At 63.1% G+C, this 21,947-nt stretch carries 21 protein-coding genes and 1 riboswitch; of the genes, 14 read left to right on the forward strand and 7 right to left on the reverse strand.

Annotation, left to right across the window (positions count from 1 at the left end):
* Window positions 1-11: 11 nt before the first annotated feature.
* The 9 genes from AWB72_RS22765 (at window position 12) to AWB72_RS29545 (ending at window position 11,004) form a co-directional block, all read left to right on the forward strand.
* Window positions 12-1,163 carry a porin gene (locus AWB72_RS22765; protein ID WP_040053626.1) on the forward strand — a complete coding sequence of 384 codons (1,152 nt, stop codon included), beginning with the start codon at window positions 12-14 and terminating at the stop codon, window positions 1,161-1,163.
* A gap of 13 nt (window positions 1,164-1,176) precedes the next feature.
* Window positions 1,177-2,223, forward strand: coding sequence for an amidohydrolase family protein (locus tag AWB72_RS22770; protein ID WP_040053627.1), 1,047 nt, complete (start codon window positions 1,177-1,179; stop codon window positions 2,221-2,223).
* Window positions 2,220-3,494: an MFS transporter gene (locus AWB72_RS22775; RefSeq protein WP_040053628.1), complete on the forward strand. Its 1,275-nt coding sequence runs from the start codon at window positions 2,220-2,222 to the stop codon at window positions 3,492-3,494. The genes AWB72_RS22770 and AWB72_RS22775 overlap by 4 nt, the downstream gene beginning before the upstream one ends.
* A complete protein-coding gene (locus tag AWB72_RS22780; RefSeq protein ID WP_040053629.1) occupies window positions 3,491-4,729 on the forward strand; it encodes an MFS transporter in 1,239 nt (412 codons plus the stop codon). Before AWB72_RS22775 ends, AWB72_RS22780 begins: the two co-directional genes overlap by 4 nt.
* Before the next feature lie 14 nt (window positions 4,730-4,743).
* A complete protein-coding gene (locus tag AWB72_RS22785; protein WP_087128725.1) occupies window positions 4,744-6,060 on the forward strand; it encodes an MFS transporter in 1,317 nt (438 codons plus the stop codon).
* 2 nt (window positions 6,061-6,062) lie between these two features.
* Entirely contained in the window at window positions 6,063-7,001 is a 939-nt protein-coding gene (locus AWB72_RS22790; RefSeq protein ID WP_040053631.1) for an amidohydrolase family protein, read from the forward strand.
* Window positions 7,002-7,176: 175 nt separating this feature from the next.
* Window positions 7,177-9,156, forward strand: a complete 1,980-nt coding sequence (locus AWB72_RS22795) for a PhoX family protein (RefSeq protein ID WP_040053632.1) — start codon at window positions 7,177-7,179, stop codon at window positions 9,154-9,156.
* A 775-nt stretch (window positions 9,157-9,931) separates the two neighbouring features.
* Complete coding sequence (locus AWB72_RS22800; RefSeq protein ID WP_087128727.1) at window positions 9,932-10,441, forward strand: hypothetical protein; 510 nt, start codon at window positions 9,932-9,934, stop codon at window positions 10,439-10,441.
* Window positions 10,442-10,554: 113 nt separating this feature from the next.
* Complete coding sequence (locus tag AWB72_RS29545) at window positions 10,555-11,004, forward strand: hypothetical protein (RefSeq protein WP_244285713.1); 450 nt, start codon at window positions 10,555-10,557, stop codon at window positions 11,002-11,004.
* 63 nt (window positions 11,005-11,067) lie between these two features.
* On the opposite strand, the gene AWB72_RS22810 is transcribed toward AWB72_RS29545, so the two are convergent.
* The 5 genes from AWB72_RS22810 to AWB72_RS22830 all read right to left on the reverse strand — a co-directional run bounded on the left by AWB72_RS22810 (window position 11,068) and on the right by AWB72_RS22830 (window position 15,091).
* Window positions 11,068-11,976 (reverse strand): YsnF/AvaK domain-containing protein, encoded by a 909-nt coding sequence (locus AWB72_RS22810; RefSeq protein WP_040053634.1) that lies wholly within the window; start codon window positions 11,974-11,976, stop codon window positions 11,068-11,070.
* Window positions 11,977-12,076: 100 nt separating this feature from the next.
* Window positions 12,077-12,517 carry a YsnF/AvaK domain-containing protein gene (locus AWB72_RS22815; protein ID WP_040053635.1) on the reverse strand — a complete coding sequence of 147 codons (441 nt, stop codon included), beginning with the start codon at window positions 12,515-12,517 and terminating at the stop codon, window positions 12,077-12,079.
* A 181-nt stretch (window positions 12,518-12,698) separates the two neighbouring features.
* A complete protein-coding gene (locus AWB72_RS22820; RefSeq protein ID WP_087128728.1) occupies window positions 12,699-13,673 on the reverse strand; it encodes a TadG family pilus assembly protein in 975 nt (324 codons plus the stop codon).
* A gap of 110 nt (window positions 13,674-13,783) precedes the next feature.
* Entirely contained in the window at window positions 13,784-14,263 is a 480-nt protein-coding gene (locus AWB72_RS22825; RefSeq protein WP_084593150.1) for a TadE/TadG family type IV pilus assembly protein, read from the reverse strand.
* A 225-nt stretch (window positions 14,264-14,488) separates the two neighbouring features.
* Complete coding sequence (locus AWB72_RS22830; protein WP_040053637.1) at window positions 14,489-15,091, reverse strand: phosphatase PAP2 family protein; 603 nt, start codon at window positions 15,089-15,091, stop codon at window positions 14,489-14,491.
* A gap of 130 nt (window positions 15,092-15,221) precedes the next feature.
* Window positions 15,222-15,393: riboswitch (yybP-ykoY riboswitch) on the forward strand.
* Window positions 15,394-15,398: 5 nt separating this feature from the next.
* Here AWB72_RS22830 and mntP point away from each other — a divergent pair.
* From mntP to AWB72_RS22850, 4 genes are all read left to right on the forward strand, one after another.
* Complete coding sequence (gene mntP / locus AWB72_RS22835) at window positions 15,399-15,968, forward strand: manganese efflux pump MntP (RefSeq protein WP_040053638.1); 570 nt, start codon at window positions 15,399-15,401, stop codon at window positions 15,966-15,968.
* A 60-nt stretch (window positions 15,969-16,028) separates the two neighbouring features.
* Window positions 16,029-17,057 (forward strand): YncE family protein, encoded by a 1,029-nt coding sequence (locus tag AWB72_RS22840; RefSeq protein WP_040053639.1) that lies wholly within the window; start codon window positions 16,029-16,031, stop codon window positions 17,055-17,057.
* 106 nt (window positions 17,058-17,163) lie between these two features.
* A complete protein-coding gene (locus AWB72_RS22845; RefSeq protein WP_040053640.1) occupies window positions 17,164-18,858 on the forward strand; it encodes an FAD-dependent oxidoreductase in 1,695 nt (564 codons plus the stop codon).
* 7 nt (window positions 18,859-18,865) lie between these two features.
* Entirely contained in the window at window positions 18,866-19,090 is a 225-nt protein-coding gene (locus AWB72_RS22850; protein WP_040053641.1) for a DUF2783 domain-containing protein, read from the forward strand.
* A gap of 4 nt (window positions 19,091-19,094) precedes the next feature.
* On the opposite strand, the gene AWB72_RS29810 is transcribed toward AWB72_RS22850, so the two are convergent.
* Window positions 19,095-19,913, reverse strand: a complete 819-nt coding sequence (locus tag AWB72_RS29810; protein WP_040053642.1) for an IclR family transcriptional regulator — start codon at window positions 19,911-19,913, stop codon at window positions 19,095-19,097.
* Window positions 19,903-20,712, reverse strand: coding sequence for an IclR family transcriptional regulator (locus AWB72_RS29815; RefSeq protein WP_040053643.1), 810 nt, complete (start codon window positions 20,710-20,712; stop codon window positions 19,903-19,905). Before AWB72_RS29815 ends, AWB72_RS29810 begins: the two co-directional genes overlap by 11 nt.
* A gap of 172 nt (window positions 20,713-20,884) precedes the next feature.
* Between AWB72_RS29815 and AWB72_RS22860 the strand changes: the two genes are divergently transcribed.
* A complete protein-coding gene (locus AWB72_RS22860) occupies window positions 20,885-21,844 on the forward strand; it encodes an MBL fold metallo-hydrolase (protein ID WP_040053644.1) in 960 nt (319 codons plus the stop codon).
* Window positions 21,845-21,947: the final 103 nt, after the last annotated feature.

A 21,947-nucleotide genomic window follows, 5' to 3' on the forward strand; every position in this document is an offset into this window, starting at 1 on the left:
TTGGAGACGAAATGTCCGTGAAGAAGGCTCACAAGAAAGCCAACCTTAAAACCAGTCTGGCGCTTGGGACGGTCGCAGTCGCAAGCATCACGTTCGCGTCCGGTGCGGCGCGGGCGCAAAGCAGCGTGACGCTGTACGGCATCGCCGATGTCGGCGTCGAGTACCTCAACAACACCAGCGCCGGCGGTTCCCAGGTGCGCGAGGTGTCCGGCAATCTGTCCGGCTCGCGCTGGGGCCTGAAGGGCGTCGAGGACCTGGGCGGCGGAATGAAGGCGATCTTCGACGTGGAGAACGGCTTCAACATCAACGACGGCACGACGGCCCAATCGACGCGCGGCCTCGGCGCCAACGCGACGACGACCACGCGTCTCTTCGGCCGTCAGGCATGGGTCGGCCTCTTGTACAAGGGTCAACAGCTCACGCTCGGCCGCCAGAATGCGCTGATCTACGAACAGTCGGTGACGTTCGACCCGATGGGCGTGTCGTCCCGCTACTCGGCGCTGTCGCTCGACTATGCGCTGGCTGCGCGCATCGACAATTCGGCGAAGTACACCGGCAAGTTCGGCCCGGTGACGGCTCAGGCGATGTACAGCACGCGCTACGACACCGGCTACGGTTCCGAAGTGCCGGGCGCGCTCATCACCGGCCGGTTCTTCAGCGGCGCGCTCACGTATGCCAGCGGCCCGATTGCGGCAACCGCCGTCTACGAACAGCGCAACAGCAACACGCTGACCACGAACACGAGCACCGAACGCCGCGCGCTCGCCGCCGCGACGTACAACTTCGGTCCGGTGACGGCTTATGCGGGCTACCGCTATCTGCGCGCATCGAATGCATTCTTGCCGACGAATCCCATCGCCGTGGCGAACGGGTCCGAAGCGAATGCAGCGAACCTGTACTGGCTCGGCGCGCAGTATCTGATCGCGCCGTCGCTCCAGCTGACTGCCGTCGGCTATTACCACGACGTTCATTCGACCGGTGCGGACCCGTGGCTTGCCGTCGTCAGCGCGGACTACTTCCTGTCGAAGCGGACCGACCTGTACGCGACCGTCGGTTACGCGCACAACAAGGACAACTCGGCGCTCGGCGTGAACGGCTACGGCACGGTGGCGGCCGGCCATAACCAGACGGGCGTGAACATCGGCTTGCGCCAGAAGTTCTGACGAGGAAACCGCCGTGCAGATCGTCCATGCGCCTCATTTGCCCGTCCGCGAAGAATGGCTCGCGCTGCGTCAGGAGCCGATTCTTGCGCCTGATCTGCCTATCGTCGATGCGCATCATCATCTGTGGGATCGGCAAAGCGGGCGCTATCTGACGGACGAGTTCGCGAAGGACGTCGGCAGCGGGCATCGCATCGTATCGAGCGTGTATGTGCAATGCCGCTCGATGCTGCGTCAGCACGGTCCGGCCGCGATGAAGCCGGTCGGCGAAGCGGAGTTCGCCAACGGCATCGCCGCGATGTTCGCAAGCGGGGCGTATGGGCCGACGAAAGCCTGCGATGCGATCGTCGGCGGCGCGGATCTCGCGCTGGGCGATTCGGTTGCGCCCGTGCTCGAAGCGATGCTTCAGGTCACGGGCGGGCGCTTGCGCGGCATCCGCAATCCGCTCGCGTGGCATTCGAGCGCGGACGTGAGTTCGAGCCCGGTGACGCCGCCGCGCGATCTCATGCCGAACGCGGGCTTCCGGCAAGGCGTGAAGACGCTGGCGCGCTACGGGCTGTCGCTGGACGCGTGGGTCTATCACACGCAACTGGCGGAGCTTTACGAACTGGCGAGCGCCGCGCCGGATGTCACCGTGGTCATCGATCACTTCGGCGGTCCGCTCGGCGTCGGACCGCACGCGAACAGCCGCGAGCAGGTCGCGGCCGAATGGCGGCGCGGTCTCGCGCGCCTGGCGAGCCTGCCCAACACGCGCATGAAGCTCGGCGGCGCGGGTTTGACCGTGTTCGGCTTCGGCTTCGCATCGCGCGAAACGCCGCCTTCCTCGGAGGAACTCGCCGCTGCATGGCGTCCTTACTTCGAGACGTGCATCGAACTTTTCGGCGTGAAGCGCTGCATGTTCGAGAGCAACTTCCCCGTGGACAAGGGGATGTTCAGCTACGGCGTCCTGTGGAACGCCTTCAAACGGCTGGCGCATTCACTGTCCTCGGATGAAAAAGCCGCGTTGTTCAGCAGCACCGCTGCGGCGACATATCGCTTGCGGCTACCAGGAGACGAGTCATGAAAACGAGCGCGAGCCTTGCATCGGGCGCAATCGAGAGAGAAGCCGAAGGGAAGCGTTACAAGGACATCACGCGTGCCGAGTGGCGCTCGCTGTCGCTGGCGGGACTGGGCTGGACTTTCGAAAGCTATGACTCGTTCCTGCTGTCCCTTCTGTTGCCGACGCTCGCGCTGCAATTCGGCTTGACGAAAGCGCAGCTCGGGCTTTTCACGAGCATCACGGCGGCAGGGCAGATTCTGGGCGGCATCGTGTTCGGCTACGTGTCGGACCGGCTGGGCCGCGTTCGCACCGCGATGCTCTGCATCGGCATCTATTCGCTGTTCTCGGGGCTGCTCGCGTTCGCGCCGAACGAGCACTGGTTCGCGACGATCCGCTTCTTCGGCGCGCTCGGCATGGGCGGCACGTGGACGGCGGGCGCGGCGCTCATCGCTGAAACGTGGCACGCGAGCCGCCGAGGGAAGGGCGGCGCGCTGATGCAGATGGGACTGCCTATCGGCGCGATCCTCGCCATCACGATCTCGGGCATCGTCAGCGGCGTCAACGACGGTCTCGCGGGTCACGGATGGCGCGTCCTCTTTCTGATCGGCGCGCTGCCGTTCTTCATTCTGTTCTTCGTCGCGCGCAAGACGCCGGAATCGCCCATCTGGCTCGAACGCAAGCAGGCAAAAGCGCAAGCAAGGACGGTTTCCGCCGATGCCAAGCTCAACGTTCGCGGTCTCCTCACCGCGTTCACGTTCATCTTCTTTCTGCAATACCTCTATTGGGGCGTGTTCACGTGGACGCCGACGTTCCTCGTCACGGTGAAGCACCTCGATTTCGTGCATAGCCTCAAGTTCGTGCTCGCATTGCAGTTCGGCGCCATCTCGGGCTTCCTGCTGTTCTCGGCGTTCGTCGATCGCCTCGGACGCCGGCCGATGTTCATGGCGTATCTGCTCGTGGGCGCGGCGGCGGTGTTCGGCTACATCCTCTCGTCGAATGCGTTCGTGCTGATGGTCGCCATCTTCTTCACGGGCTTCAGCGTGAACGGCATCTTCGCGGGCGCGGGACCGTTCCTCGCCGAAATCATCGGCAATACGGCGTCGCGCGGCTTTCTCATGGGCCTCGCCTACAACGGCGGACGGCTCGGCGGATTCATCGCGCCGCTCGTCATCGGGACACTGGCCTCGACGGCGGGCGGATTCGTGCTCGGCTTGTCGACCACCATCGTCGCGTTCATCGCCGCTGCGATTGTCGTGTTCTTCGCGCCCGAAACGCGCGGCAAGACGCTCGCATGACGACGGCCCCCAATCAGCCGGGATGGATCGGCAGGCTCTTTCCCGCCCTCAACGAAGCGTCGCTGCGGCGCTATCTGAGCGGACAGGTGGCGTCGGTGCTGGGAAGCTGGACGCAGAACGTGACGCTGAATCTGCTCGTGTATCACCTGTCGGGTTCAGCGGCAATACTCGCGCTGCTCAACTTTTTGTTGTACGGGCCGCAACTGGTCGTCGCGCCCGTCGCCGGATCGCGCATACGCGCCGAAAATGCTCGCCGCGTGACGCTCTGCGTGCTCACGGCGTCGCTCGTATTGACGGGCAGTCTCATCACGCTGTCCGCATTGAACCTGCTGAACGTGCCGCTGATTCTCGCGCACGCGCTGGCCATCGGCATTTCGAGCGCGATCGAAGTGCCCGCGCGTCAGGTGTTGCTGCTGACGAGCCTGCGCGATACGAGCCTGACATCGAACGCGGTCGCGATGAACACGATGGTCTATAACGTCGGCCGCATGGTCGGCCCGACGATTGCGGGATTCGTTTATCCGACGCTCGGTCCGCGCGCATCGTTCGCGATCTACGCGCTCGCGCTCTGCTTCATGGCGACATGCGTGCGTTCGATTCGACTGTCCGCGGACGCACGCGCCTCGCGCACGGAAAGCAGCTTGCGCGACGCCGTCGGCTACGTGATGTCGGACGCTTTTTCCGCGCGCTATCTGCCGATTCTCGCGTGCATCGGCCTGTTCGCGGCGAGCTACCAGACGCTCGTGCCGCTTCTCGCGGACCGCGCGTTCCACGACGCCGCGCGTTTCACCGGCGTGTTCTTCGCCTGCGCGGGCGCGGGTTCGCTGAGTTCGGCCGTGCTGCTGTCGTCGGCGCTCGGTCCGCGCGCGTCGGCGCGATTCATCGCGTGGGCGCCGTGGACCGCTATCGTCGCGCTCCTGGTGCTCGCCACGACGAGCGCGGTGGGCGCATCGATGCCCGCGTTCTACGTGCTCGGCTTCAGCCTCACGTTCGCGGCGACATCGACGAACGCAACCATCCAGCGCCGATGCCCGGAGCACGTTCGCGGCGGACTCGTCGGCATGTACGGCATGGCCTACAACGGGACGATGCCGTTCGGCTATCTGCTCGTCGGCACGATATCCGAGGCGCTCGGCGTGCGTCACACATTCGCGGCGATGGCGGCGGTGCTCGCAGTGGGCATCCTGTCCATCGTCGCGTGGCAAAGGTTCAAACTACAGCGCGAAGGCGCATAAAGTCGGAGACGAACATGTCAATTGGAAGCACCACCACGCTCGAGCGACAGACGATGCGAAAGGTCATCTGGCGGCTGCTGCCGTTCCTGATGATCTGCTATCTGATGGCGTTCATCGATCGGGGCAACGTCGGCATGGCGTCGCTCCAGATGAATCACGACATCGGCATGTCCGCGAAAGTGTTCGGGCTGGGCGCGAGTCTCTTTTTTGTGTCGTACTTCATCTGCGAAGTGCCGAGCAACATCGCGCTCGAAAAGTACGGCGCGCGCGTGTGGATCGCGCGGATCATGATCACGTGGGGCATCGTCTCGGCAGCGACCGCGCTCGTGCATAACGCCACGACGTTCTACATCCTGCGATTCCTGCTCGGCGCGGCCGAAGCCGGTTTCGCACCGGGCGTGCTGCTCTATCTGTCGTACTGGGTGCCGAAGGCGTATCGCGCACGCGTGGTCGCCACGTTCATGGTGTCGATTCCGGCGGCGAGCTTCATCGGGTCGCCCATTTCCGCGCTGCTGCTGCAGATGGACGGCCTCGCGGGCCTGCGCGGCTGGCACTGGCTCTTCATCCTCGAAGGCGTGCCGACGGTGCTGCTCGGCATCGCGTGTCTCTTCATGCTGACCGACACGCCTGCCAAGGCAACATGGCTGAATGAAGACGAGCGCACGTGGCTGCTCGGCGCGCTCGCCGCGGAAAGCGCTCAGCCGAAGAAGGTCGCCGCGATGCCGCTGACCAAGCTCTTTCGCAATCGCTACGTGCTGTGCCTCGCGCTCGTCGATACGTGTGCGTCCGCTGCGGGCAGCACGCTGTCGGTGTGGCAGCCGCAATTGTTGAAGTCGTATGGATTGACCGTGCTTCAGACGGGCATGCTGAACGCCGTGCCGTACGCGCTGGCGTCGGTCCTGATGATCTTCTGGGGCCGTCATTCGGACCGCACGAAGGAGCATCGCTGGCATACCGTGGTGCCGATGCTGCTGATCGGCGGCGGTCTCTTCGCCACGTCGCTCAGCGGTTCGCTGCTGCCCACGGTGTGCATGCTGTGCTGCGTGCTCGTCGGCGCCTACGCGTTCAAGGGACCGTTCTGGGCGCTGGCGTCCGACATGCTCTCGAACAGCACGATCGCGGCCGGGTTGGCCACCGTTAATGCCATTGCGAATCTGCTGGGCGGCGGCCTCATGGTGAACGTCTACGGCTGGGTCAAGGCGGCGACGGGCAGCTACTCGCTCGCGCTCATGCCGCTCGGCATCCTGACGCTGGTCAGCGTCGCGACGCTGCTGCTCCTGACGCGCAAGGGTCAGCCCGGGCACATGGTCGGCAAGACGGAGGCGGCGTGAGCATGAAGGGTCTCTCGCGACGCGGATTTCTCGAACTGGCTTGCGCTTCGGTGGCGACGGCCGCGCTGCCCAGAGCGGCGGCGGCCAGCGAAACATGGTCGAGCGGCTCGGAGCGGCCGTCGTTCGCGTTGCCGGAGCATGCCGTCGATTGCCACATGCATATCTATGACGATCGTTTTCCGGTGGCGCCCGGCACGAAGCTGCGGCCGCCCAATGCGACGGTCGAGCAGTATCGGCAATTGCAGACGCGGCTCGGGATACGGCGCAATGTCGTCGTGACGCCGTCGACATACGGCACCGACAACCGATGCACCGTGGAAGCGTTGAAGCGCTTCGGCAACGACGCCCGCGGCATTGCGGTCGTCGATACATCGGTGACGGATGAGGCGCTTCACGCGTTGAACGCCGCCGGCGTGCGCGGCATTCGATTCAACCTGAGCTATCCCGGCGCGACGACGCTCGAGATGCTCGCGCCGCTGGCGAAGCGCATCGCTCCTTTGGGATGGCACATCGAACTGGTCGTGCAGGGCGAGCGGCTTCCGCAACTGGAGCGGCACCTCGCGGCGCTGCCTTGCCCGCTCGTCATCGACCATATCGCGCATGTGCCGCAGCCCGGCGGGGCGGCGAGCGATGCGTTGCGCACGGCACGGCGTCTTGTCGAAAAGGGCAACACGTGGATCACGTTGTCGGGGCCGTACGTGGACAGCAAGACGGGCGCGCCGGGTTATGAGGACGTGGCGCCGGTCGCCAGGGCATTCATCGCCCTGGCGCCCGAGCGCATGCTGTGGGGCACGGACTGGCCGCATCCGACGCAGACGTCGGGCAAGCCGGACGACGCCAGCCTTGTCGATGCCGTCGCGAACTGGATCGGGAAGCCGGAGTGGCAGCAGATGATCTTCGTCACCAACCCCACGAAGCTCTATGGGTTCGAGGCTGCGTAGAACATCGCCAAACCCCGCCTTTCAAGCGATCCACGAAACAATTACACGCGCCTGTCAAACGCATTTCACATTCATTTCCTAGAGTAGCGCGTCAACCGGCACGTTCAGATTGCAACGGTCTGAAGAAAGACTCGCACAGCCGGTACATAACCCGCAATCAAGGACTTGAAACCACATGGCGCTGCCCCTCGACCTTTCCCGCCGCAAGGCCCTCAAGCTTCTTGCCGGCGCGCCGATGCTGCCGCTCGGCGGATCGGCCGCCGCTTCGCTGCTCGCCACCGCATGCGGCGGCAGCGACAGCAACGCGGCCCCCGCCGTATCCGCGCCTGCGTCGACGGCGGCCTTCACCACGGCCACGTTCAGCAGCATGGCCGCGCCCACGCTCGCCGAACCCGCCGCGATGGCCACGACCTCCGTCGCCTCGACGATGACGGTCAACTTCAGCGACGGCAGCAACCGCGCCTACAAGCTCGCGTATCAGCCGTTCTTCGTGACGGGCGATGTCGTGCCGAACACGGCTGGCGGCACCATCGTCGCGGGCGGGTATTTCGATATCGACAATCAGCCGATCATCGACCGCTCGGTGGCGGGCAAGGAGCGCCAGTTCTTCTCGGACTGCCCGGACGGCACCTCGCTCATCAAGCTCGACAAGCCGGCCGTCAAGGGCGTGAAGGGCAACGCCGTGTTCGCGGTCGTGCAGTTCGAATACACCACGCGCGATCAGAACGCCGCCAGCATGTATGGTCGCCTGCCATCGCCGATCGCCGTGCTGACGCTCGATCAGGACCCCGCCACCGGCAAGCTCTCGCTCGTGAGCTACGCGAACGTCGATACGTCGAAGGCAAACGGCCTGTGGATCACCTGCGGCGCGAGCCTTTCGCCGTGGAACACGCATCTGTCGAGCGAAGAGTACGAGCCGGATGCGGCGCTCGGCGCGAAGGACGCGCAGTTCCTCGCATACAGCAAGAACCTCTATGGCGACGAAACGAAGGCGCGTCCCTATCACTACGGCCACGTGCCCGAAGTCACCGTGAATCCGGACGGCACCGGCAGCATCAGGAAACATTACTGCCTCGGCCGCATCTCGCACGAACTCATTCAGGTCATGCCCGACAAGCGCACCGTGATGATGGGCGACGACGCCACGAACGGCGGCGTCTTCATGTTCGTCGCGGACAAGGAAGCGGATCTTTCGGCGGGCACGCTGTACGTCGCGAAGTGCGCGATGACATCATCGGCGGGCGCGGGCGCGGCCAACCTCACGTGGATGAACCTGGGCCACGCAACGAGCGATGAGATCGAGAGCCTCGCCAACACGCTGACGATTGCCGACATCATGGACGTCGTCAGCGATGCGACGGTCGGTGCCACGCTCGATGCCAGCTACACGCGCATCAACTACAACGGCGCGTTCAACTGGATTCGCATCAAGCCGGGCATGGAGAAAGCGGCGGCGTTCCTGGAGACGCATCGCTACGCGGCATTGCGCGGCGCGAGCATGTGCTTCACGAAGCTCGAAGGCACGACGGTCAACGCGAAGGACAAGATCGTGTATTCGGCGATGTCGCAGATCGTCAAGTCGATGGTCAAGGGCGACGCGCACACCGCCGAATTCGCGGTCGACAAGACTATCAATTCAGGCGCGGTGTACGCGTTCAATCTGAAGGGCGGTCAGCGCGATCTGACCGGCGCGGCGATCGACAGCGAATGGGTGCCGGTCGACATGGCCGCGCCCGCCGCGCTCGTGGGGGAGGACATTTCGGCGGACGCGCTCGGCAACATCGGCAATCCGGATCGCGTCGCGAATCCCGATAACCTCAAGTTCTCCGAGAAGCTGCGCACGCTGTTCATCGGCGAGGACAGCGGCCGGCACGTCAACAACTTCCTGTGGGCGTACAACGTCGATACGAAGACACTGTCACGCATTCTGTCGGCGCCGTCGGGCGCGGAATCGACGGGCCTGCACGCGGTCGACGAGATCAACGGCTGGACTTACATCATGAGCAATTTCCAGCACGCGGGCGACTGGGAAGCGCCGCTGCATGCGAAGGTTCAGGCGACGCTCGATCCGCTCATCCGCGCGAACTATAAGGATCGCTACGGTGCAGCGGTGGGTTATCTCACCGCCGATCCGGCTTCGATCAAACTGAGCTGACGATGTGATGCGACGAGAGCGAAGCATCGCGCTTCGCTTTCGTTAATGAGCTTTAAAGAGAGGCTGCGCGTCGAGTGCTTTGTTGGAAATGACCGAACTACATCGGTTCGGTTAAGTGATTTCCCGTCTTAGGCGTTCGCCAAAAACAGTAAGAAATAAACGAAGCGTTAAGTCTGCGCTCAAGCGTTTTAATGAAGCTTTATTCGTTCGTTTAAAAGGCGAGAAGCTTTCATCCGAAATGCGAGGCGTTTCGGTTCTTGCGCAAACTCTACGAGCGCGGCGCAGTTAGACAGCGCGTACAAAAGGCAATTGGCGTCAGTTGTCAGATACAGCTTGACTTAAGTATTCCTTATTGTAAGTTTACTTTGAAAGCCAACCGTCGATCCTCGCTCCGTCTTCATGGCGGAGCGAGTTCACTTCTACTTCTGAAATAGAAGAATACTTGCGATTCCGAACGGCTTCTTTTTCAAGCAAAAGCCGTCGTTTCCCCGTTGGGGATCTTGTTCGCCGGATTTCCTTTTCCCGGCGGCGGATTGATATCGCCCGCCCCGTGCCATATGCGGGGTCCTCAATCGTATATGTGCGTGCGAAACGCTGGCCATTCAGCGAGGCTTCCTGCACGCAAATCAGATCGGATTAAAGACAAGGCGTCGGCGCGCGAATCGATCGTTTCATCGTGTCCAAGGCAAAGCGGATTACCCAGGCGAGAGCCTAATGGTTTCAGGAAGCGTTGTCTTCCAGTCATTTCTCGTTAGACCTTATTCCGGAGGCAAACATGAAGAATCTAGCCTTAGCGACATTGCTTGCTGCGTTAGCTGCGTCCCCGGCTTTGGCCGAGACCACTGCGTCCAATGGGCCGAGCGGAGCGCATTACGCGAACGGCTCCGCAGAACCGGTATGCACCGTCGACCCAGCCACTCGGGACGTATCCTGTACCGGGACCACGATAGGCGGAGTCGGCCATACGAATGCGGTGGCGACGCTGTCAGCGACTTACTCGGCCACTGTCCAGTGCCGCAATCATGGCGGCCAGATCGTGAACGTGAAGACGCAGACCGTGGCATCTTCGTCATCGGGCCAGCTAACACCTTCCAGGAACGGGCAACTGATTGTGCCGTCGCTCAGTACGACTGCGCCAACCACGCAGGAATTAGTCGCTATGGCCACCTGCCCGAACGGCAATTGGACCAAGGAGTTGCTCGGTGGGGCGACACTGACGAGCTTTACCTACACGCTCGTCTTCAAGGGCTTTAGTCAGCCGTATATCAGTATCGTGGGCGCTTGATCGACCAGTGCATTCTTCCGAGGGAGGAACGTGCCAGCACGCGCTGGCACGTCTGCGCTGCGGCTGATGAGGTCATTCCGTGTATGCCAGATTGAATGATCGGATGCTTGATCGTGAAATCGAACGTTGATGTCAATTACCGCCGCTTTCTCGCGGTCGGTTATATCCTCTTCTCGGGCGTGCTGGTCTATGGATGCGGCGGCGGACAGTCCGCGCCTGCATCGGTGTCCGCATCGCAGCAGGATGCGTCCGAACAGGGCCGATCGAACTCGGAAGTTGCGTCGCAAGGATGGAAGCAATCCGCGCCGTCGATGGCGGCGGATGAGAACGTGCCGTCGGCGGCATCGCCCGGAATGAAGCAACTGAGCGCGTTACCGCAAATGTCATCGCTTTCCGAGCCTGAAAAAGCGGGGTTGCTGATGCTGCTTCCGTCCAAGTCGCCGTCGCAACGAATGGAATTGATCAACATGTATCCGGAACTGGCCAGATTGACCGAGCAGCAGAAAGAGATTCTGCTCGACAAGTTGGACAAGATCGTTCCGGTCGCGGTCACTCAGCGATAACGACGCAGACGGCACGCGCCGCCGCGCTGAAACAGGCGCAGCGGGCGGCCGATTCGCTTCACATCAAAGCGGCGTCTTCTTTCCCGGCGTCACAGTGCCGAGGTCGTCGGCGTCCGCCACGCCGCGCGTCCCCGCGACGCCGCCCACGCCTTCCGTGCCGGCGGTTCTCTCGATCTCTACTTCAGTGCCGCGCACGGTGTCATGGACGGTTTCCGTGCGGTTCGATGCTTCCTTGCCGACCACGACTTCCTCGACGACACGCGCCGTCTTCGCCACTACAGGCTGCTCGGCGGTCTCTCTGATTTCGACGAAGCCTTCCTTTAGATCTGCCGCCGTCGCGGGACGGTCCACCGGCCTGCGCTCGATGCTCGCATGCTCTTCACGCAGATTCACCGATTCGCTCACCGGCGTTTCCGTCACGCGCGAATAGACGCGCACGCCGCCCGTCTGCACTTCGCGCTTGCCGACATCGAGCGATTCCTGCACCACCGGGAACGCCTGCCGTTCAGCGGCGATTTCATCTGCCGTATAAGCGGGCGCGTTGCTGTCATAGCCGGTATAGCCGCTGTTGCGCCATTGCGCGACACGCGTATCGATGTCGATGGCGCCGGCCGCATAGAGCGCATCGCGGACGCGTTCGACCGACACGTCATCGGTCACATCCACCGACAGCAGCGCGCCGCCGCGACGTACCGCTTCCTGATAATGGCCGATTTCCTCAGGGCGATCGTGGTCGCCGAACAGGTTCTTGAAGAAATGCTCGATGCGCCCCATCGCGCCTTCATGCGGTTCGCCAACGGGGCGGTCCGCGACGGCGTCACGGGTGGTGAGATCGTCGGTCATCGACGTCGTTCCTGCATCGTTGGCGTGCACGTTCATGTCTGTGCGGGCGATGCCTTCTGCTTCCAGGCGAGTCCGGGCGACTTCTGCATCCTGAAGGGTATTGAATACACCGATGATGGTCTGAGTCATTGCAGCATCTCCGTAAGAAATTAGGCATACGCAAGCCGGGATTGAAACGCGTGCGGTCATAGTCGCAACGGTCGTTCCCGCGCTGCGCGCTTGAATGAATTCAACCGGCGTCAGCGTCCGGTTTCCACTCGCCGCTCGTGCCGTCGCGGCGCTCGACCACCAATTCTTCGGAGTTCAAAAGAACATGGTGGACGACGTCCTGCTGCTGCTCGCGCGTCGTCACATACACCTCTTCCTTCAACGTGAGCTGCATGCGAACGACAGGCACGTATTCGTACACAGGAATGACGAGCGTGTCGCCTTCGCGCCGCGGTTCGGCGCGCTCTTCCACTGGACGATTCACCGCCACGCGCCTGACGTCGACTTCCTGGCTGCGCAGTCGCATGGAAACGGGATGCATCTCTTCATGCACCACCTTGCGAACGCGCACGGCGCCTGTCTCGGTCGTCGTCACGCCGACGGACAGTTCTTCCTGCACGGCGGAAAGACGTACCTCGTCAGGCGTGCGCGGCGGGGTTGCGGGCTTGTCATCGGTGCTCATCGGTTTCTCCGTTGGTACAGACGATCATCGAAAGACGCCTCTAAAGTCGATTGCGGCGTTGATGCCCGCGCGATGAATGCGCAAACGCCGTGCCGAAGACGCGACGCGGCATGGATGTCCAAATGAGAATCAGTTTGAAACAGCGATGACAGCAGAGGGAGTCGCTGTCAGCCGCGACGCGTCAATATGCGAGACGCGGTGGAATGTATGCGCCGTAATAGGGGCCCACGCCGCCGCCTACCGATGCGACCTTATAGCCGGCGATGAAGTGCCCAACGATGTACTTGTCGCTGGCGCCGTTCGCGCTGTCGATATGAAAAGCTGCAAAGGCGACGATCGGATGCGCGTCACTGGTCGCTGCATCCACAACGGGCACGAGCACATCGACGTTCCACGGGACGGATGAATAGATCGTGTTCTTGATGCCGGATTGAATCCAGATCGAGTCGCCTATCCGCAAGCTCGTGTCGTTGCCGTTCGCAATCAGCCCGCGGACCGTGGGAACGTCGTTGTTATTGGTCTGAAAAGACGTCCACTGACCGGCTTCGCAACCGCCGTAGGTCAGGCTGTTGCCGATCTCGACCTGCGGAGGCTTTCCGGTTGAATCGACCACCGGCGTACCGGTTTGCGCGTTCCAGTACTGGTTGTAAATGCACCGTCCGATGGCCACCGGAAACAGGGCGCCCGGTGCGACGTATCCCGGCGCTGCCACGATCGCGACGGCGCTCGCGCTGGCCGCGCCGCTGTTGATGCCAAGAACGCGAGCGAGAAAGAAGTTGATGGGACCACCGTTGCTGCCCTTTGCGCGTGCGACGGTGCTCTGGACGGCGGGCGCGTCATTGATGCCGGGCGTGATGCTTTGACTCTGCAAGCCCAAGAGGGTACGCGCGAGATTCCAATAGCCTGTCGCGATGGCCGCGTCTTTCAGCCGGATGCCATCGGATGAATTCAGCGTGACGGCCTGCGCGGCTGCATCATGCGCGCCGCTCCAGTTCGGGCCGCTTCCGAGTGTCAGAAGATACGCGGCGCCCGAGAGCGCAGAAGCGTCGGCGTCTGTTTGCAGTTCGGTCCTGGCGAGAATCAGATGGCCGATATCGACGGCAAGCGCGCCGACCGCAAGCGTCATGCATAGCGCGAACAGCATGGCAACCGCCATCGAACCGCGCTGCCGGCGAACAGAGGGTGCGCGGCGGCCGCGACGGAATGACCTGGACGATGAAGTTTCCCGTCTCGGCGGGAGTGGCCGGTTCTTCATTACGACGTTATTCACTCGTAGTTCATCACGGCGGTCGCGGAAAGCGATATCGGACCGGTGAGCGTAGTGAACGCGGAACCTACGAATAGTCCCTGATAAGGGTACGAGACGGTAACTGAGAGCGGGCTGCCCGTCGCCGTGCCGTTCGGCTGATTCACGGTTACCGTGGGAACGTTGCTCGATCTGCCACTGAGAAGAACGCCGCTCAGTGCGGCCGTTGCCGTTGCCGAAATCTGGCTTTTCGTCAGCGGCGGAACGCTCACGCAGGTTCCCGCGCGCGCCGCGACGCGCGCAGCGTTCGTAATCGCGGCCTTGTCGTAAAGCATGAGCGTGACGTCGATAATTCCGACAAGAACGAGCAACAGAAAGGGCAGAACGATGACGAACTCGATTGCCACGCTGCCGTTTTCCTTGACGCTGGCGCGTCTTCCCCGCGACTTGCCAGCGTTGCTTCGATGGAGCAGCGAGGGATGGCGTGCATCCGGCTTCATGCGATTCCTTCGAAAGACTTTGCTTATGCGTGTAGTGGACGAGAGGTCGAGTTTTGCGGGCTTCCGTGAGGCGGGAATGGTCTATGGTGCCTGCTCTTCGTGCGCCGCCAGGGCATTGCTCTAGCGACGCCGGGCAGACTCGATTCTTCTGAAGAAGCCGACGGCGTGTGATCGTAGATGGGCTTTGCTTAAGGTTTGCTTAAGGGAATTGGCGATCCCACCGTTTTAAGGCGCGAGCCACCCTCGACGGATCGGCCACGAGAAAGTTTTTCTGTAAAGCGCGACGAGCAAGCGCACGAATGAATCGCCTGCGCGCGCCCACAATGGTGCAAGGAGCGCATACGCCACGCACGAGACGCCGACCGCGCCCACCATATCGAGCGGAAAATGCACGCCGATGCACACGCGCGCCCAGGCGACCGCCGCGCCCGCGAGCGTTAGAAGCAGTCCGGTGCGGACGAGTCCGGCGAGAAGCAAGGTCAGCGCGATGCTCGCGAAAGCAGTGACGTGATCGCTAGGGAACGAGGAATCCGGCGCGTGTTCGATAAACGTATGGCCGAGGCCGATCATGAACGGCCGTGGATGCATCCACACCAGACCGATCAGCTGATTGAAACCGAGCGCGAGAAAGCTGACGCAAAAGCCGCGCACGGCGGCATCGCGTTGACGGAGATCGCCGAACAGCCACATGAAAGCCAGCACGGCGGGAATCAGATAAACGAGGTCGTTCGCGATGGTGAGCGCAATGTCGATCTGCCATTGCGGTGAATCGGCGCGTGCGTTGATCAGAAGGAACAACGCGCGGTTGAGCGCTTCAAGTCGGGTCATGCGGCGGTCCTCGAACTGGAGTAACGCGACATGCTAGTTCGCGGACGCTTATGGAAGGCTTAGCGAGCCTCAACCCGCGATTGCTCATGTTCACGCTGAAGGTGAATTCACTCGTGTTACTCTCTCGGTTCTTCGCTGGGGAGTAGCCGGCTTTCCGTCTCGCGGAAAGCGCTCACGTCAACACACTCGGTCCATCAGGCCGTGGCGTGAGCAGCCATAACGGGTTGGCAAGACCATCGATGGAACGCGCCTGAAGGTCGGGAGGCGCCTTCCGTCGCATCTTCTTGCCCGACCAGAGCGCTACTCAATGAATCTCGCATCGACCATTTTTCTCGCCTTCGCCATGTCGACGGACGCTTTCGCGGCAGCCGTCGGAAAGGGCGCGAGCCTGCACAAGTCCCGCATCGCCGAAGCGCTCAGGACCGGCGTCATCTTCGGCATCATCGAGGCCATTACGCCGCTCGTCGGCTGGGCAGTCGGACGGTCGGCGGCGCAGTATGTCACCGCGTGGGATCACTGGATCGCGTTCGGCCTGCTCTTTTTGCTGGGCGCGCGCATGATACGAGAAGGCTTCGGCCAGCCCGAGCACGGCCACGAGAAGCCCGACTCGCATTCGTTCTGGGTGCTCGCGGCCACCGGCTTCGCCACCAGCATCGACGCGATGGCGGTCGGCGCGGGCCTTGCGTTCATCGATGTCGATATCTTTTCGACCGCGGCCACCATCGGCATTGCGACCATGCTCATGGTGACCATCGGCGTGATGGTCGGGCGGCTTGTCGGAGCGACTATCGGCAAGCGCGCGGAGATTATCGGCGGAGTCGTTCTGATCGGCGTCGGCAGCGCCATTCTCGTGGAGCATCTCGGCTTCATGCGCTGAATCGGGCACGCAGAACACGGCTCATCGCGTTTCGGCAGGTCCGTCTGATGGAGACCGATCATGACAGCGTTGCGACCGATGAGCCGTCTTGCCTGTGTCATTGCAGCAGCGTTGCTCGCGTTGCCTCACGACGTATCCGCAACGGAGCAGAGCGATGCGAAGCCTCTTGCGCTACAGCACATCGCGGACATTCCCATGCCGGGACGCACGTCTCGTTTCGACTACGAGAGCGGCGATCCCGCGCGTCATCTTCTGATGATCGCGCATCTGGGCGATAGCGAAATCGTCGCGTTCGATACGCGCGATGAACGGGTTATCGGCACGATAAAGAACGTCTCGTCCGTACACGGCGTGCTCGTGATTCCGGAGTTGTCGCGTGTGTTTGCGTCGGCGACGGGAACGAACGAAGTCGTCGCTATCGACGAGAACACGTTGAAGGTCATCGCCCGCATGCCGGGAGGCGTGTATCCAGACGGCATGGCCTACGCGCCCGGCGAACACAAGCTCTACGTTTCCGATGAAACAGGCAAGACCGAGACCGTCATCGACGTGGCAACGAACCGCCGCCTGAAAACCATCGCGCTGGACGGTGAAGCCGGCAACACGCAATACGATCCCGTCTCGCGGCATATCTTCGTCAACGTTCAGACGCGTCGCCAGTTGATTGAGATCGATCCGTCCACGGATGCGATCGTCGCGCGCATCGACGTGGCCGGCGCGAACGGAAATCACGGCTTGCTCATCGTGCCGCAATGGAGGCTCGCGTTCATCGCGTGCGAAGGGAACAACAAACTGCTCGTCCTCGACATGCGCACGATGCGCGTGACGCAATCGTTCGACGTGGGACGCGGCCCGGACGTGCTGGCGTTCGACCCTTCCGCGAACACGCTGTATGTGGCGGGCGAGGCGGGCGTCGTCTCGATGTTCCGCCACGACGGGACGCGCCTGACAAAAGTGGGCGAAGGTTTTTTGGGGACGAACGCCCACGTCGTCTATGTGGATGACGCGACGCATCGCTCGTATTTTCCCCTCAAGAATGTCGATGGACACCCGGTCCTGTGCATCATGGCGCCGCTGCGGTTGCCCTAGGGTTTACACAGATTTTCAATTTTCCCGCTCTTCCTACAATGACAATCAATTCACGTATAGCAAGCGAAGTTGCTATAAATAAATTGAAGCTGTCAGGAGACGCGGCATGCAGACCGACTATCAGAAGTTGCGGTTCGATTACTCGCGCGCGCCCGAGCACGATGCGCCGTCAGGCACGGTGCATCCGGTAGTCGTCGTCGGAGCCGGGCCGGTCGGCCTTGCCACCGCCGTCGATCTGGCGCAGCAGGGCGTGAAAGTCGTGCTCGTCGATAACGACGACACGCTTTCCTCCGGCTCGCGCGCCATCTGCTTCGCCAAGCGCACGCTGGAGATTTTCGATCGCCTCGGCTGCGGCGATCGCATGGTCGAGAAGGGCGTGAGCTGGAACGTCGGCAAGGTCTTTCTTCAGGACGAACTCATCTATACGTTCAACCTGCTGCCGGAAACGGGCCATGCGCGGCCTGCGTTCATCAACCTTCAGCAGTACTACGTGGAAGGCTATCTGGCCGACCGCGCGATGCAGCTCGACAACCTCCAGATGCGCTGGAAAAGCAGCGTCGCCGGCCTGACGCAGCACGACGATCACGTCGAATTGCAGATCGAAACGCCCGACGGCGCGTATCCGCTGCGCGCGCGATACGTCGTCGCCGCCGATGGCGCACGCAGCGCCATGCGCGGCCTGCTCGGTCTCGATAGCCGGGGCCGCACGTTCAAGGACCGCTTTCTGATCGCGGACGTGAAGATGAAGGCGTCGTTTCCGACCGAGCGCTGGTTCTGGTTCGATCCGCCGTTTCACCGCAATCAGTCCGTGCTGCTGCATCGCCAGCCGGACAACGTATGGCGTATCGACTTCCAGCTCGGCTGGGACGCCGATCCCGTCGCGGAGAAAGCGCCCGAGCGCGTCATTCCGCGCGTGAAGGCGCTGCTCGGCGAGGACGTCGAATTCGAACTGGAATGGGTCAGCGTCTATACGTTCTCGTGCCTGCGGATGGATTCGTTCCGTCACGGCCGCGTGCTCTTCGCGGGCGATTCGGCGCACGGCGTGTCGCCGTTCGGGGCGCGCGGTGCGAACAGCGGCGTGCAGGATGCCGACAACCTCGCGTGGAAGCTGCGGCTCGTCGTGAATGGCGACGCACCGTCCGCGCTGCTCGACACCTACGCGTCCGAGCGCGAGTTCGCGGCGGACGAAAACATTCTCAACTCAACGCGCGCGACGGATTTCATCACGCCGAAGAGCGCGGTGTCGCGCCTGTTTCGCGACGCGACGCTCAAGCTGGCGAAGGACTGCGCGTTCGCGCGGCGCATCGTCAATAGCGGGCGATTGTCGGTGCCGGCGGTGCTGCGCGATTCGCCGCTGAATACGCCCGACGATCCCGCCGATTCATTCTCCTGCGCGATGGTGCCCGGCTCCGTCTGCACCGATGCGCCCGTCGTCGCCGATGGCAAGGACGCGTGGTTCCTGCATCAGGTTTCCGGCAGCGCGTTCACGGGCGTCTACTTTTGCGGCCTTCACGACGACATCGGCGAGACGGCTGCGCAACTCGCGGCGCTCGCGCGTCTGCCGGTGGCGGTACGTCCGCTGATCGTCGCGCCGCGCGGCGTGAAGGTGCCGCCGATGGCCGGCGTGAACGTGGTGGAAGACGGCGAGGGCATCGTCACGCATCGCTTCGACGCGCGCCCCGGCACGTTCTATCTCGTGCGCCCGGATCAGCACGTGTGCGCACGCTGGCGCGCGCTCGACGCCGCCGCGATTTCCGCCGCCGTGGACCGCGCCACGTGCAACGCCAACCCGAACGGATGAACGGATCATGAGCCACCTGAATCTAGAACCCAACATCGCGGACATGGACGCTTTCTACGAGCGTCTGATCGACACCCACAACGGCCTTTCCGATGCCGACAGCCAGATGGTCAACGCGAAGCTCGTGCTGCTGCTGGCGAACCATATCGGCGATATGGACGTGCTCGCGGAGGCGTTCGCGAAGGCGCGCTCGGGTGTGATCGCCGCCGCGCCGGATTGCACGGGCGCCTGAGCGTTCAGACGCCGATCGCGCCGAATCGCCAGGACAAGCGCTGCGCCGCCGCGAGCAGCGCACGCGCGACGGGGCCGTCGTCATCGCGCTCAATGTCGCGCGACGAGCCGATCACCGCGATCACCAGCCGGATGCTGCCCGTATGATCGAAGATCGGCGCGGCGAACGTGCCGATGCCGGGAACCGGCGCATCGAATGCATCGTCGATGCCGCGCTCGCGAATGCCGCTCAGACGCTCGCGATACGCGCGGTCGAGCGGCGGCTTTTCCGCGACGCCAGCGAGCCGTATCGGCTCCTGCGCGAGCAATCCTTCCAGCACGTCCTCCGACATATGCGCGGCGAACACGCGCCCGATCGCCGTATTCACGAACGACATCACCGTGCCGACGCGCAAGCTGATGTGCTGCGGCCGCCCGGATTCCTCCAGCCGGATGATGGTCGGACCGAGCGGGCCGAGCGTGGCGGCGGCGACGCTCAATTGCGTCTTCGCGGCCAGCGCGACGATTTCGGGTTCGGCATCGCGCGTGGGCGAAAGGCGTTGCAGCGCGATCAGGCCCAGCTCGAAGCCGAGCGGTCCGGCGGAAAAGCAGCCGTCGTCGTCGCGCGAAATGAGGCCGATCTTTTGCAAGCTGACGAGATGCGGGAACGCCTTGGCGGCGGGCATGCCCGCGGCGGCGGCGAGATCGCGCAGGTTCATCGGCTGACTGGCGGATGCGAGTGCGTTCAGCAGGTCGCCCGTGCTCTCGAGCGCGTTGATGCCGCGCTGCGCCTTCGCTTCGGAAGCGGCGGCGTCGTTCGGGTTCGGGGAAAAATCAGAGGGCATGAATGGATGACGGTTGAGTCAGCGCTTCCGTGATGCGCCGCGCGACGTCGCGCAGTTCGCGTGCAATGTCGCCTGTCCAGGCGACGTCCATCGCGCCCGATGGCCCGATGACCGTCAGCGCGAGCTGCAAACGGCCGTCGGCGTCGAGCACGGGCACGCTCAGGCTGCTGATGCCGGGACTCGGCATATCGACGCTGCGCGCCATGCCGCGCTCTCGCGTGTCTTCTATATTCGCCTGCCAGACGGCGTGATCGGGCGCGTCGGATTCGTCCGTGCCGATGCGCGGCCGGTCGATGCCCTGGCCTTGCATCATCGCAGAGAGTTGTGCGGGATCGAGGAACGCGCTGAACACGCGACCGGTGGACGTGGTTTGCAGCGACATCACCGTGCCGACGCGCAGGTTCACGTGCAGCGGATAGCCGCCGCGTTCGTATCGCACGATAGTCGGCCCCTGCGCGCCCGCCACGCACACCGCCACGCTGTACCCGACGCGCTCGGCCAGCCCCGCCGCATGCGACGCGGCCACGCGATACGCCTCCTGCTGCTCGACGAACATCAGCCCGAGACGCAGCGAGAGCGGGCCGGGCTCGTAGTAGCCGGTGAGCGCATCGCGCTTGACGAGGCCGAGCCGCGTCAGGCTGACGAGATACGTGTGCGCCTGCGCCGTCGAAAGCGCGGCGGCGCTGGCCAGTTCGCTCAACGCCACCGGCTCGCGGCGGCTGGCGAGCGCTTCGAGAATGCGCCCGGCCACTTCCACGCTCTGAATGCCGCGTTGCGGCTTGTCTGTCACTTCTTTCAAGGGTGCTTCGCTCCTGCGCGCAATCCGATCGGTCGATGCTAGCGCATCCGGCCGCCCCGTCCTAGAACCGGGGTTTTCCCGAAGTTCAACTATAGCAAGGCGCTTTGCTATTGACAAATATTGACCGTGACGCGACCATGCATCATCCACTGCCGACCGAACGGAGACAGACATGGCAAAGGCATTCGCATCCCAGGCCGATCTCGAAGAGAAGAAGGTCACCTTCACGCAGCTTTCCGAGAACGCCTGGGCTTACACGGCCGAGGGCGATCCGAACTCGGGCGTGATCATCGGCGACGACGGCGTGCTGATCGTCGATACCACCGCGACGCCCGCGATGGCGCAGGACCTCATCGCGAAGATTCGCAGCGTGACGGACAAGCCCATCAAGTACGTCGTGCTGTCGCACTATCACGCGGTGCGCGTGCTGGGTGCATCGGCGTATTTCGAGGAAGGCGCGCAGCAGGTGATCGCGAGCCGCGGCACCTATGAAATGATCGTCGAGCGCGGCGAGCAGGACATGAAGTCGGAGATCGAGCGCTTTCCGCGTCTGTTCGCGGGCGTGGAAACCGTGCCGGGCCTCACGTGGCCGACGCTCGTGTTCGAGAAGGAAATCACGCTGTGGCTCGGCAAGCTGGAAGTGAAGATCGCGCACCTCGGCGCGGGTCACACCAAGGGCGATACCGTCGTGTGGCTGCCTTCGCAGAAGGTGCTGTTCTCGGGCGATCTCGTGGAATACGACGCGGCCTGCTATTGCGGCGATGCGCAACTCGAAGAATGGCCCGCGACGCTCGAAGCACTGCGCAAGCTGGAGCCGCACAAGCTCGTGCCGGGACGTGGCCCCGCGCTGCTGACTCCGGCGGACGTGGACAAGGGTATCGACTATACGAAGGACTTCGTGACGACGCTTCTCCAAGCGGGCCGCGAAGCCGTCGCACAGAAGCTGGACCTCAAGGGCGCGATGGCGCTCACCCGCAAGTCGATGGACCCGAAGTTCGCTCAGGTGTTCATCTACGAACACTGCCTGCCGTTCGATGTCTCGCGCGCATACGACGAAGCGAGCGGCATCAGGCATCCGCGCATCTGGACGGCCGAGCGCGACAAGGAAATGTGGACCGCGCTGCAGGACTGAGCGAATACGCGGGGGCCCTGTCGGGGCCCTTTTCCCGAATCGCTTCAAGAACCGGGCACGCGTTCATAGAAGGCGCGGCCGCCGTGGAGAGAGACAATGCACA

The organism is Caballeronia concitans (assembly GCF_001544615.1).
Lineage (GTDB): Bacteria > Pseudomonadota > Gammaproteobacteria > Burkholderiales > Burkholderiaceae > Caballeronia > Caballeronia concitans.